This window comes from Myxococcales bacterium (assembly GCA_016699535.1).
In the GTDB taxonomy this organism is placed as follows: domain Bacteria; phylum Myxococcota_A; class Polyangia; order Polyangiales.
On record CP064980.1, the window covers coordinates 1,379,639 to 1,391,953 of the forward strand.

General features: G+C 49.9%; 12 protein-coding genes. 8 read left to right on the top strand and 4 right to left on the bottom strand.

Features of this window, described 5'->3' with window-relative positions:
• Positions 1–127 precede the first annotated feature (127 nt).
• The 3 genes from IPJ88_06585 (at position 128) to IPJ88_06595 (ending at position 2,632) form a co-directional block, all read left to right on the top strand.
• Positions 128–982 carry an MBL fold metallo-hydrolase gene (locus IPJ88_06585; GenBank protein QQR91388.1) on the top strand — a complete coding sequence of 285 codons (855 nt, stop codon included), beginning with the start codon at positions 128–130 and terminating at the stop codon, positions 980–982.
• A gap of 122 nt (positions 983–1,104) precedes the next feature.
• The gene (locus tag IPJ88_06590) at positions 1,105–1,566 is read left to right on the top strand and encodes a hypothetical protein (GenBank protein ID QQR91389.1); all 462 of its coding nucleotides are present in this window, start codon (positions 1,105–1,107) and stop codon (positions 1,564–1,566) included.
• Positions 1,567–1,726: 160 nt separating this feature from the next.
• Positions 1,727–2,632, top strand: coding sequence for a ParA family protein (locus IPJ88_06595; GenBank protein ID QQR91390.1), 906 nt, complete (start codon positions 1,727–1,729; stop codon positions 2,630–2,632).
• 3 nt (positions 2,633–2,635) lie between these two features.
• Here IPJ88_06595 and IPJ88_06600 read toward each other — a convergent pair whose 3' ends face one another.
• Entirely contained in the window at positions 2,636–3,400 is a 765-nt protein-coding gene (locus IPJ88_06600) for an NAD-dependent deacylase (protein QQR91391.1), read from the bottom strand.
• A 10-nt stretch (positions 3,401–3,410) separates the two neighbouring features.
• Entirely contained in the window at positions 3,411–4,301 is an 891-nt protein-coding gene (locus IPJ88_06605) for a hypothetical protein (protein QQR91392.1), read from the bottom strand.
• A gap of 31 nt (positions 4,302–4,332) precedes the next feature.
• Here IPJ88_06605 and hutH point away from each other — a divergent pair, with 31 nt between their 5' ends.
• Both hutH and IPJ88_06615 read left to right on the top strand, forming a co-directional pair.
• A complete protein-coding gene (gene hutH / locus IPJ88_06610) occupies positions 4,333–5,856 on the top strand; it encodes a histidine ammonia-lyase (protein ID QQR91393.1) in 1,524 nt (507 codons plus the stop codon).
• A 207-nt stretch (positions 5,857–6,063) separates the two neighbouring features.
• Complete coding sequence (locus IPJ88_06615) at positions 6,064–7,575, top strand: hypothetical protein (GenBank protein QQR91394.1); 1,512 nt, start codon at positions 6,064–6,066, stop codon at positions 7,573–7,575.
• Positions 7,576–7,697: 122 nt separating this feature from the next.
• On the opposite strand, the gene IPJ88_06620 is transcribed toward IPJ88_06615, so the two are convergent.
• Positions 7,698–8,546, bottom strand: a complete 849-nt coding sequence (locus tag IPJ88_06620) for an OmpA family protein (protein QQR91395.1) — start codon at positions 8,544–8,546, stop codon at positions 7,698–7,700.
• 12 nt (positions 8,547–8,558) lie between these two features.
• Complete coding sequence (locus IPJ88_06625) at positions 8,559–8,906, bottom strand: DUF4398 domain-containing protein (protein QQR91396.1); 348 nt, start codon at positions 8,904–8,906, stop codon at positions 8,559–8,561.
• A 287-nt stretch (positions 8,907–9,193) separates the two neighbouring features.
• Here IPJ88_06625 and IPJ88_06630 point away from each other — a divergent pair, with 287 nt between their 5' ends.
• The 3 genes from IPJ88_06630 to IPJ88_06640 all read left to right on the top strand — a co-directional run bounded on the left by IPJ88_06630 (position 9,194) and on the right by IPJ88_06640 (position 12,308).
• Positions 9,194–10,525, top strand: coding sequence for a hypothetical protein (locus tag IPJ88_06630; protein QQR91397.1), 1,332 nt, complete (start codon positions 9,194–9,196; stop codon positions 10,523–10,525).
• Between the two features lie 191 nt (positions 10,526–10,716).
• Positions 10,717–11,610, top strand: a complete 894-nt coding sequence (locus tag IPJ88_06635; GenBank protein ID QQR91398.1) for a serine/threonine protein kinase — start codon at positions 10,717–10,719, stop codon at positions 11,608–11,610.
• A gap of 107 nt (positions 11,611–11,717) precedes the next feature.
• On the top strand, positions 11,718–12,308 hold the full coding sequence (locus IPJ88_06640; protein ID QQR91399.1) for a PEGA domain-containing protein: 591 nt from the start codon (positions 11,718–11,720) through the stop codon (positions 12,306–12,308).
• Positions 12,309–12,315 lie beyond the last annotated feature (7 nt).

Consider the following 12,315-nt stretch of genomic DNA (forward strand, 5'->3'; position numbering starts at 1 on the left):
TTTTTTTCTTGGGATTTTTCCCTTGCTAAAAAAAATATTTTCCTTTGGCATTTACCTTGTCTTGGCGAGTGTTGCTGTCTTGGGTACCTTCTGGGTAGTCAATTCGCTTTAGAAGCTGAGGCTCTCGATGAATATCCAAGAATTTTTTGATCCACGAACTTGGACCTTGAGTTACGTGGTGTGGTGTGAACACAGTAAAAAAGCACTGGTGATAGATCCTGTGCTCGACTATGACCCCATAGGATCAAAGATCTGGACAGAATCTGTAACTCAACTGTGTGATTTTGCATGCGAGCAGAAACTCTCAGTGGAATGGATTCTGGAGACCCATGCTCATGCTGACCATTTAAGTGGGTCACAACAAGCCAAGGTATGTTTCCCAGAAGCAAAACTCGCGGTTGGTGAACGCATCGTTGAAGTACAACAATTGTTTAAAAACTTTTTTGATCTTCCTGACGATTTTCCCACGGATGGGCGACAGTTTGATGTATTACTCAAAGATAATCAAACCCTAAAGATCGGCAGTTTGGATCTCAAGGTTTTGTTTACTCCGGGACACACTCCTGCATGCGTGAGCTATCTGATTGAAGATGCTGTCTTCACAGGCGATGCACTTTTTATGCCGGACATGGGAACAGGCCGTTGTGATTTTCCTGCGGGAAGTGCCGAGGATCTTTATCATTCGATTCATGAACTTCTTTATTCTTTAGCTGATAGTACGCGTGTCTTTGTTGGCCATGACTATCAACCTGGAGGAAGGCCCCTTGCTTTTCAGAGCACTATCGGTGAAGAAAAACGAAGTAATATTCAGCTTAACTTTAACAGCAGTAAAGATGAGTTTATTGAGTTTCGTGAAGCACGTGATAAAACGCTGCAAGCACCTCGACTTCTTTATCAAAGTGTCCAAGTCAATGTGGATGCGGGAAAACTTCCTAAACCGCATGCGAATCAAAAAATGTATTTCAATTACCAATTAATCTGAAAACAACTGGGTGATGTATGACTAATAATATTCAGCGCTTTCGCTGCTTTTTTCTTCTATTGCTTCTTTGTTCGAGTGTTTCGTGTGCAAGCTCGAATCATACCCAAAAGGACGTGCAAAGCTTGAACAAAGAAGGGGTAAGCTTTGTTAAGGTTTCGGACGACGTCTATGGTGGAGGTCAGCCTGCGCGGCATGATTTAGAACAAGCCAAAGCCATGGGGATAAAAACCATAATTAATTTACGAGATCCAAATGAAAAAGGTTTTGATCTCGCGGAACAGAACCATGCTGCTGAGCTTGGTCTGCGCTACGTGAGCGTTGTTGTTGATGGCCCAGAGGGGTTGACTGAAGCCTCGTTAGAAGCTTTTGTTGAAATTGCAGCTCAGGATAACCATCTTCCTTTTATGGTTCACTGTCGTACGGGTGAGCGCGCTGGGGCGATGCTTTCTTTGTTTTTTCGGTGCCATCGAGGACTTGGTGTAGACGAGTCGTTGGCGTTGGGACAAAAAGTTGGCCTGGATCGTCTTAGATCTCTTGCTCAAGAGCGCATGGATGAGTTTGTCCCTCGCCCTAATGGTGTTTAGAAGTGCTGCGCAATTCGAGAGAAAATGGAAAAAACACTAAGGAATTCATTTAGGCCTTCGCTAAGCTAGAAATAGATGCGTCATAAATTTGACTTCTCAGGCCGTCAAACCGGAATGCTCTTAACAGGGGAGAAGAGCGACACGTTTCTGGGAGGGGACCATGAAGGTAATCGCGATAGCAACCATCAAAGGTGGTGTAGGTAAGACCATACTTTCTACGCACTTAGCTGCGGCTTTGGCAAGAAATGGTCAAAAGACTTTATTATTGGATTTGGATCCGCAAGGACATGCCACAGCTTTAGCGGGTATTGACGCTCATCCTGAAGCTTTTTGTGTGGGCGATGTTCTTTTACGCGAAAGCAGATTGAAACTTGATGACATTCTTGTTCGTGAGCTTCGGCCTAACTTGGATGTCGCGCCTGCCGTACTTAAAATGGCAGCACAAGAAAGACAGCTCTATGCATGGGCTTTGCGTCTAAAAACTGTGCGACGCGCCTTGGACTCGCTTGAGCGTAAACCGGATGTTGTCGTGATTGACTGTCCTCCGCATATTGGTGGCTTCACAGAAGCTGCGCTTCATGCATCGGACCTTACTTTAGCACCCGTGCCGGCTTTGGCGGGTAGCACTCAGGGCCTGGAAGATCTGCGTTCAACATGGGCAGAAATGCGTGATGGTCGCGTTGGTCATCTAGCTTGTGTGGTGAACCTATGGGATCAGCGTACTTCAGTGACCAACGCGTTGGTTTCCGAGATGCTTGAAGCAAGCGAAGTGCCAGTGCTCGATACCAAGATTCCAAAAAGTGAAGTGGTCAACCAAGCTGCACTCAAACAAAGTCTTGTTTTTGATCATGCTCCAACACATCCTGTGGCCAAAGCCTTCGATAGGCTTGCTCAAGAGACATGGCAACTGCTTTGTGATCATGACGATGCATTGGATGAGCAAGACGGGCTTAGTACGTCTGATCTTGGTCAATGGATCCATGAAGCTTTGGAGCCAAGTCGTTCATGGGCTGTTCCGGCAGAAGCCATGCTGGCTGCTGACGGCTATTCTGTGATCCAAGATTAAGGTCTATCGAAGCGAAAAGAGCCGGGGAATGGCTTCGGTAGCTTTGCCTAGCCTGCATTGGTCGAAGGCGTAGGCATTATCTGGAGGTTCCGGTCCCACGTAGATAGTCGTGGGACCGGAACCTTTGCTGTTTTTGACATGACTAACGAAAGAGGCTGCTGGATAGACAGCACCGGAACTTCCCACGGTAACAAATACGGTAGCTTTGTTTAGAGCTGACATGATCGCATTCATGTGAAAAGGCACTTCGCCAAACCAACAGATATGAGGTAGGATTCGAGCTCCGCATTCGCATCGCGCAATGCTTTGCTTTGTTTCGTAATACCTTTCATCAGAAAAAGGAGCGCGCATGCAATCAGGATCCTCGCATCGGCTCATAAATAACTCGCCATGCATGTGAAGCACGCGTTTATTTCCTGCACGTTCGTGTAAGTTGTCTACGTTTTGTGTGCAAAGTAAAAAACGTTCTTGCAAGGCTTCTTCCATTTGAGCCAGGGCCCGGTGGGCTGCATTGGGCTCGACTTGGGATGCTTGCTTGCGTCTGGCTGAGTAAAAGCGCCAGACCAACTCAGGGTCACGCCGCCATGCCTCGGGCGTAGCCACATCTTCGATGCGGTGTTTTTCCCAAAGTCCATCGCCATCCCGGAAAGTAGCCAAACCACTTTCTACACTGACTCCGGCACCGGACAAAACAAAAACATAGTCATCGTTCTTGAGCGTGAGGGTCTCAAACTCGTTGTAGGGTCCTATGCGATTGTATTGAGCCATCTATTTTCGACTAAGGCTTAACAAAAGCAAACATGGCTTGGTTGCTGCCATCCGGAAATGCGGCACCAAGTGTGCTTAATAGCCGGATCGCGGGGACTGAAGGATCTGCTTTGATGCGTACGGTACATCGCTGTTTTCCGCAGCCTCGGCTGACTACTTCAGTGAGCGCAGAAGCTTCATCCATGACAGTTTTGGGACGGAAGGTAAACCATGCTTCCGTTCCAATATCCTGAGCGGCTTTTTTTGTAACCAATGTCTTAACTTGGCTTTCTTCGTTTGAGTTTGGATCAAAGTCCATCACTTGCACACGCTGAGAACTTTGCTCGGCTGGAGGATCAACTTGTTGAAAATTAACGCGTACACCTTGATGGCTTAGTGACAGCTCGACTTGGAGGCTGCCTTCTTGGGAGGGTTTTTCAAGCTGCGGAGTGCAGTCCTGACTCTCGGCACGGCAAATCTCATAGAGCGATCCCCAATGCTCGGTAAAAGAGGTCCACGGTAGTTTTTGTTCCTCCGCAATAGCAAGCTTAACCGGAACGCTACCCACCACACTAAAATCGCTTATCCTGAGCCAGCCTCGCGTAGGCGGATCCTTGGGGCTACGCACAGCGAAAAAAAGCTGTTGCGTGTGCTGCTTTTGAGTCTGCTCCAAAACGCCGTAAAGATCGGCATAATTGACCAATGGATGAACAGCGATTTTTAGCGCGCTGCCTTTAGGTATTTTGGCCAGATCTGGCGTCTGAGTGACATCCAATTCAGGACTACTTGCCGGGGCCGTGTCCTGGTAGTGTTTGGACGGTGCGAGCTCAAGAAGCCCAAGTTCAGTTTTGGGTTTTTCCGGAGCTTCTTCCTTTTTTTGACACGACAGCAAACACAGAACAATCAAAACTAAAATAGGCATAGATGAACGCCAGTATAACGAGGTTTTATTCATGAGCCAAACACTTGATCTTAACGCGACCTGGACCTTGCAGGACCTTAATGCTGTAGCCAAGCAAAAGGCTGTCCTCCGGCTTCCCTCAGACTGTCTAGAAAAAGTTAGAAGTTCGAGGGCTTTTGTCGAAAAGGTAGCCGCTGACAACGATCATCCAGTGTATGGCATCAACACCGGCTTTGGTGCACTGGCCGAAACAGCGATATCAGCCGGTGACTTAAAAACGCTTCAGCGCAACCTTATTCGAAGCCATGCTTGCGGGGTTGGGCCTCTGCTTTCAGCCGAAGTGGTGCGCGTGATGTTGGCGCTAAGAGCTCATACCCTATGCATGGGTGTATCGGGTGTGCGCGCCAAAGTAATTGAACTTTTGGTGCAGCTCTACGCCAACGATCTGCTGCCTTGCATTCCGGCTCAGGGTTCGGTGGGAGCAAGTGGTGATCTAGCGCCGCTTGCTCATCTTGCTTTAGTACTCATGGGCGAGGGCGAAGCGATGCTCAACGGCAAGCGCTTGTCAGCCAAAGAGGCGCTGGCTCGTACCGGTCTAGAAGCGATCGAGCTACAAGCGAAGGAAGGCCTTGCGCTCATAAACGGCACGCAGATGATGGCTGCATTGGGAGGTCTCGCGCTCGCGGATGCGCTCGTTCTGCTCGATTCTGCAGACGTTGTGGGCGCGATGTCGCTGGAAGCGTATCGCGGATCAAAACGTCCTTTTGATCCACGCTTGCATGACGTAAGGCCGCATCCAGGACAGATATGCTCAGCAGCGCATCTGCGCGCTTTGCTTGAATCAAGTGAAATCATGGAAAGCCATCGCGATTGTGACAAAGTGCAAGACCCTTATTCGTTTCGCTGTATGCCGCAAGTGCACGGTGCAAGCCGTGATGCTTTGAGCTACGCATGTGCTGTGACCGAGCGCGAGATAAACTCTGCCACCGATAACCCCCTTATCTTCATCGACGAGAAAGGACAGGGCGACGCCATCAGCGGCGGAAATTTCCATGGGCAGCCCTTGGCCCTGGCTTTTGATACCGCTTGCATGGCGGTAGCAGAACTTGCCAACATCAGCGAAAGACGCATCGAGCAACTCGTGAATCCTGCCCTCGGCAGCGGGCTGCCGGCTTTTTTGGCCGGCAAGGTAGGACTGGAATCCGGCTTCATGATTGCGCAAGTGGCAGCTGCTTCTCTTGTTAGTGAAAACAAAGTGCTTTGCCATCCAGCCAGTGTCGATTCGATTCCTTCCTCAGCAGGCAAAGAAGATCATGTTTCGATGGGCAGCATTTCTGCACGCAAGTTTGCTCAAGTGCTTGAGCACACGCAAAAAGTGTTGGCGATCGAAGCATTGGTTGCAGCTCAAGGTCTTGATTTGCGCAAACCACTCAAAGCTGGTCGAGGTGTGAGCAAAGCGCATGAATCACTGCGGGAGCATGTACAAGGCTTGAAGGGTGATCGTCCGCTCTATCGCGACATCGAGACAGCAACGCAGTGGCTCCGAAACCATGGCGCAAGTCATGTATTGAGTTAGGGATTGTTGTAAGCTCGGGTAGGAGGGACTCTTTGTCATCCAGCTGGTGTCTGCGGATGACATGGTGAGGGACTTGTACCAGTGCAATGCTCCACCCCTTGCAATTACGGCGTGTTTTTGATGCTTAAGTCAGCGATGTCATTTGGCATGGTTTTCGCAGTTTTTGGGCACTAGCTACCGTTCGTGTAGCGATAGGTGTAGTGAACAATGCGTATAAAAAAACTGATCTTTGCTGCCCTGAATAGCAGTCTTTCAACGACACTTTGTTTCAATGCCGTCCTGCTTTCTGCTTGCTCGGCAGCCCCGGATGATGATTTTGCATCAGCCAGCGGAGCATCCACCGGTTTTGAATACTACACGATTGAAGCCAAGTACGTTGGAGAGGGAAGCTATGAAGAGAATATCGATCAGCTTGCTGAGCCCTATAAAACACGAGTGAAAGATCAGCTCGATCTGTATTTAGCTCAGTCGTTTGATTCACAATCAGTCGGTCAGGCCGTGGCAGGGCCTATGTATCGCGCCTACAGTGATGGCCCCAAAGTTGTTCAATACACAGAATACAAAAAACTTATCGTTGATACTGCCTCCTATGAGATTTCGAATGTGATGATTGGTAGACGATTGGCCCAGACCGATTCATTTATTGACGATGGAAGCGTCGAATCGAGCGAATGCATTCAAGCTAAGCTTTGCAATGTTAGCGACGGTGTGCGTCACGAGTTTGCTAATTTCGCCCTTGGACAAGGTGCTGCCTTAGGCTTGGGAGAGCCCGTAAGCGAGGTGTTTTACAGACCATACTCGGATCCTGAGCAAAGTGCGATCAATCCCCAGACGCAAGTTGAGTATGTTTTAGCGCAATATTTCGACTTCGGACGTTTGGAGTACCGCAATGGCCAAGTGCAACTTGCAAAGTTGGGCTATCAGTTGTGGCTTGAAGACGAGGTTAACAAAGATCCAGAGATGGGTTACATGGATTCGGGTTTTTACTCGATCAATGGGAATACGTTCGCTTCGGGTTATCCGTTGTTTGTGGCGCGTACTTCGGAGTCTGGTTTCTCGCAGACCATAAGCGATCTGATCAAAAGCCCATCGGTAGCTTTTGGTTTGTCCATGCTGACGATTGGTGCTGCTGTGACATCCGTACCGCTCCCCGATCCGGTAACCAAAGCAGGTGGCCCAAGTCTTATGGTCGTAGGTGCGATCATTGTCGTCGGTGGTCTGGTTGGCGGAACGATCTATCTTGTGGGGCGTTCTTTGCGCGATGGTGCATTTGCGGCGGCCACGGCAGCAAACGATACTACTTTTCTACCTGGAAGCGATGGCAGCACGGGCGGGGTTTACGCTGGATCGCGTGAGGCTGCTGCAGCGGTTGCGGTTGATTTGGCGGAAGCACGATTTGCGGTTGAAAAATTGGATGACTGGCCTCATGTATGCATGGCCTGGAATTCAACAACGGATCGCAACGTTGGCGGCAATAATTTACTCGCAGACTATTTTACGCGTCTAACAAATGCGGGCGGTGAAGAGAGCTGGATTTTCGGTGATCCGGAACAGGGTATGCTGTTTGCTTTTGGTTTTGGTCTTAGCGAAATCGACGCAAGACAAAACGCAATCAATAATCTTAGAACGTTGAGGCAAAGGTTAACGATTGGGAGTGTTCAAGACCTTCTAGGCATCCCATGGGAGCAAAACGTTGAATGCTTTACTCCCATACACTAGCCACATTTTCCCAGTGCTCACGGAGTTCCTTAAACGAAAAAGCTGGCATGTTTTTCTAAGAACCATGCCAGCTTTGTCTTCTTTTAAGTGGTTTTAATGCCACTTCTGTCTGCTGATCTGCTTTAGATAGCTTCTTTTTCTTCGCCTAGGATGATCTCAACCCGGCGGTTGTTTGCACGGCCTTCAGCTGTTTTGTTGTCCGCAATTGGACGGGATGCTCCAACGCCTACAGCGCGAATGTCCTCGGGCGGCACGCCTTTACGTACCAAGTAACCAAGTACTGCTTGAGCACGGGCCTCAGATAGCTGTTGGTTGAAGTCAGCCTTACCACGTGAGTCGGTGTGACCTTCCACCACTACTTTGCGATTGGATGCGATGATCGCTTTGGCCACTTCTTCGATTTTATCTTGGGCTGATTCCATCAAGGTCGATTCACCCGATTTGAAAAGCACGCTGCCGCTCAAAGTAATGACTGTGCCGCGCTTTTCCTCTTGGACTTTACCAATGCGAGCTAAGCTTTCTTTGAGACGCTCAATAGCCTCTTTGGCGCGCTGTTCAGCAGCGATGCGGGCTTGCTTTTCTGCTGCAAGCTGCTGGCGCTCTTTGGCAAGCTGTTCACGCGTTTTTTGCAGTTCCCCAATGGTGCGCTTCTGGGCCGTTTCTTGGGCTTGCTCGGAACGATCCGAAGCAATGATGGCGCGTGCCTCGGCATTGGCAAGTTGGGCCTGCCTTAGAGCGACATACGATAAGGTGCGCGTTCGCTCGGTATCGCCGTCGTCTTCAAAAGACCACTCGGCTTGCTTGAGAGCTTGTTCGGCAATGTGCAGTTTTGCTGGATTGTGACGCGCTGCTGGGCCGTTGTTGGCTTCAGTGAGTGCATCGCGTGCATCGACAAGCTCTTTAGGCGGAGTAGCTGCACCACAACCGATGAGGAGAGCGATAAGGGTTATAAGAAGAAGTGTCTTTTTCATAGTGTTTTCCCTCTAGTTGGCAGTCTTGGTTTGGAGGCTACGGATTTGGTCCAAGGCTTCTTCAGCGCGGTTTTTGGCTTCGGTTTCGCGTGCCAGAGCAAGTGCAAGTTGCGCGTCCGCATCGGCGCGCATTAGCATGTATTCGGCCATTTCGTTTTCATCGTCAGCCATGAGAGCCTTTGCTTTTTCCAGTTGTTCCTCAGCCAGCTGCAAATGAAGCCCAGCTTGAGGGTTTTGCTGAACCCCAACTTCGCGCGCAGCACGAATCTGGGCCTCGGAAGACACCATCTTTTCTGTCGGTGCCGGGTAGCTCGCACAGGCCATACAGCCAAGAGCTATTAAGAGTGTGAATGTTTTCATCGTCTAAACCTCGCGGAAAATAACTTCGCAACGTTTTCAGGAAACGAAGCAAACTTCAAGCCCCGTTTGAAAAAAGCCTCAGTAATACTTACCTTTTACCGAGCAGGGCAGGCCCTTTTGAGTCCGCAAGGGGGCAATAAGGCTATGCCACCAAATTTTGCGATGCTTCCGTCCCATTTTGTTGTGCTTTGCGGTTTTGAGCTCTTTGTACCGTTTTTTTTCCCTTCTGCTAAACTCAACCTATGAGACTGCAAAGGTATGGGTGGGTCCTACTCGTAGGACTTTGCATGCGATGCAATTCGTTTGATGCACAATTGCTGGCTTCAAACGATGCCTCAAGCGCAGATGCCGCCGATAGCGATACACTCGATGGATCTTCGACGGACGGTAGTGTGGATGTCGATTCCGATGTCTACAACCCACCTTGCGTGAGCTTTCAAGCCGGGAATGAGTTTCAGATTAATACCACGACTGCGGGCACACAAGATGATGCCGTGGTTGCGGCAAAGGACACTGAGTTCATTGCGCTGTGGGTTGATCGTGACGATCTCGATGGGGCTGGCGATGGAGTCTTTGCCCAGCGTTTTTCTAAAAGTGGGAGCACGATTGGTGGCGAGTTCCAGGTCAATGGTTACACCAACGGAAATCAGTATGCCCCGGGTGTGACTTATGCTGGCAATGGTCGAATTATCAGCGTGATGAAAACCAGCCAGTTTGATAGTGAAGCAAACGATGCAGCCATTGCACAAATGTTTAATAGTTCGGCTCAACTGCTGAGCGAGTTTAAGCTCAATGACTATGCAACAAATATACAAGGCGATCCTGCTGTTGCAAGTTTAGGCGATCGTCTTGCTTTTGTTTGGTATAGCTATGGCCAGGACGGCGACGATCGAGGGATTTATTCCCGTATTATTGCTGATAGTGGCTCACTCATCAAAGACGAGTTTCAGGTTAATACTTACACCACCGATATCCAAAACATCCCTGCAGTCGCGGCGTTGGACAACGGAGGTTATGTGGTGACGTGGCACAGTAATCTGCAGGACTCTTCGGGTTACGGTGTGTACGGCCAGGTCATCAGTGCCGCAGGTGATGCTGTGGGCAGCGAGTTTCGCGCGGCGCAGAGCACTACCTTCCATCAACACTATAGCTCGGTGGTCGGTTTAGAAAATGGTCACTTCATTGTGGCATGGCATTCAGGCACAGATCCGGATACCGATGTCTATCTGCGTGTTTTTAGTAACTCCGGACTAGCAACCAGTGATGAGCTTCGAGTCAACCAAACGCTATCGGGCTACCAAGGCCTAAGCACGCTTCGAGGCGGCGGTCGGCTTGCTTCGTTAGGCGGCACACGCTTTGTCATCGTATGGGAAAGCGATGGACAAGACGGCTCGTCGATGGGTGTTTACTATCGGGTATTCTATCTTAGCGATCCTGCTACGATTGTTCCCGAGACCGATGAAATATTGGTGAACCAAACGACCACCGATAGCCAAAGCAGGCCCAAAGTTGCAGCCTTTGAGGATGGAAGTTTTGTGGTGAGCTGGCAAAGTGAAGACCAAGACGGCGATTCGACGGGAGTGTTTGGACGCATTTATTCAGCCGAGAGCTGTCAATAATCAAACAACTCGCGGCAACACAAACTCAAAATAGCCAAGCCAAAACGTCGTTGCCGGTGTGGATGCTGCGTTCTTGGAGCACACGGGCCTACAAAAAATGGCCTTTTTTCTCGTATACTTAGCTTCAGTGCGTTTTGTTTGGTAAAAAGGGTGTCAGGGACTCCTAGCTTTTGCTAAACTAACTAGCTGTGGTGTCTGAGGCTTCAAATATCAAGCCAGTGATTGATAACGATCCCAAGATTGGAACTATCTTGCAAGACCGCTATCGCATTGTTCGCAAGCTGGGCGAAGGCGGCATGGGCGATGTCTACGAAGCTGAACACACCCTGATCGGGCGTCATGTCGCGGTGAAATGCCTGTTGCCCGAGTTCGCGAAAAACCCAGAGGTTGTGGAGCGTTTCAAGCGTGAGGCTCGCGCCGCGACCATGGTGGGCAACGAGCACATCATTGATGTCACGGACATGGGCCAACTTCCCGATGGCTCCCCTTTTATTGTGATGGAGATGCTCGAAGGTCGTGAGTTTGCAGGCCTCATCGAAGATGAAGGTCCGCTTCCCGTGGGACGTACGGTGCGCATCATTCAGCAGGTGTGCAACGCACTTTCTGCAGCGCATGCCAAGGGCATCGTGCACCGTGATTTAAAACCCGAAAATATCTTCTTGGTAACCAAACACGGCAATCCCGATTTTGTTAAAGTGCTTGATTTTGGCATTTCCAAAGTCAAAGAACATAAAGACAGTGTGCAAAAGAGCCTGACGCGCACGGGTGTGATGATGGGGACGCCTCATTATATGTCTCCGGAGCAAGCTCAAGGCTTAGCGACAACCGATCATCGCACCGATATTTATGCGCTCGGTGTCATTTCCTATCTAGCACTTGCAGGCCGTGTGCCTTTTGACGGGGACACATTGCCATCGCTCATGGTTCAGGTGATGACGACCGAGGCTGAGTTTTTGACCGATCTACGCCAAGACATCCCCGAAGCATTGGATGCTGTCATTCGCAAAGCGCTTACCAAAGATCCTGCCGATCGTTACGCTAGCGCAGCAGATTTGCGCAGGCACTTGTGCCTTTTGCACAGGTGAACGTCGCGCCCAGTGTTTATCCTCAAGCGCCGACTTCTCTGTCGCATCCTATTGTTCCTCGTGAGTCAAAACGCCCCAAAATCAAATCTGGGCTTGGCCTGGAGACGGTGTCTCACATTCGGTCGATTCCAGGATTGGGCGACGCTGGATCAGGCAAAAAGAAAGTCCTTATTGCATCCGTCGTTGTTGCACTGGTTGTAATGGGCGCTGCTGCCTTTTTCCTAAAAGGTGATAAGTCCACAGACGAGCAAAGCTCCATGGGCGCAGATCAAGCGCAGCCCGTAGCGGCCGAGGCTAAGCTTGTTGAGCAATCCGCCGCTGAAGACAAATCCGCCGAAGCTCCTCAGGCCCCAACTCATCCGAGTGAGGTCGAGCTTGAAATACAGGTCAAGCCGAGCTCGGCTCGAATTTTTGTGGCAGGCCGCGAATACAGCAACCCGATGAGCGCATCCTTTCCCTATGCCGACAAAGCAGTCCCTCTGCGCATATCCAAGAGCGGTTACGAGGACATTGTTCGTGATATCTCGTTTAGGGAAAATCAGGTTTTCTCCTTTTCGATGGAACGAAACTCAAAGACGCATTCCAAAAAAGCCGTTCCGGCAGCTCAAAAACTTGAGATCAAGCGTGAAAAATCGACACCGAAGGCTCCATCGGTTATCACTCCAAAGAGTAACGATCGCTTTCGCGACGACTTCTAGACCGCTT

What these genes read in the sequence shown, in the direction of transcription:
- IPJ88_06585 (QQR91388.1), top strand. Translation starts at nt 128, where the DNA reads ATGAATATCCAAGAATTTTTTGATCCACGAACTTGGACCTTGAGTTAC.
- IPJ88_06595 (QQR91390.1), top strand. Translation starts at nt 1,727, where the DNA reads ATGAAGGTAATCGCGATAGCAACCATCAAAGGTGGTGTAGGTAAGACC.
- IPJ88_06600 (QQR91391.1), bottom strand. Translation starts at nt 3,400, where the DNA reads ATGGCTCAATACAATCGCATAGGACCCTACAACGAGTTTGAGACCCTC.
- IPJ88_06605 (QQR91392.1), bottom strand. Translation starts at nt 4,301, where the DNA reads ATGCCTATTTTAGTTTTGATTGTTCTGTGTTTGCTGTCGTGTCAAAAA.
- hutH (QQR91393.1), top strand. Translation starts at nt 4,333, where the DNA reads ATGAGCCAAACACTTGATCTTAACGCGACCTGGACCTTGCAGGACCTT.
- IPJ88_06615 (QQR91394.1), top strand. Translation starts at nt 6,064, where the DNA reads ATGCGTATAAAAAAACTGATCTTTGCTGCCCTGAATAGCAGTCTTTCA.
- IPJ88_06620 (QQR91395.1), bottom strand. Translation starts at nt 8,546, where the DNA reads ATGAAAAAGACACTTCTTCTTATAACCCTTATCGCTCTCCTCATCGGT.
- IPJ88_06625 (QQR91396.1), bottom strand. Translation starts at nt 8,906, where the DNA reads ATGAAAACATTCACACTCTTAATAGCTCTTGGCTGTATGGCCTGTGCG.
- IPJ88_06630 (QQR91397.1), top strand. Translation starts at nt 9,194, where the DNA reads ATGCGATGCAATTCGTTTGATGCACAATTGCTGGCTTCAAACGATGCC.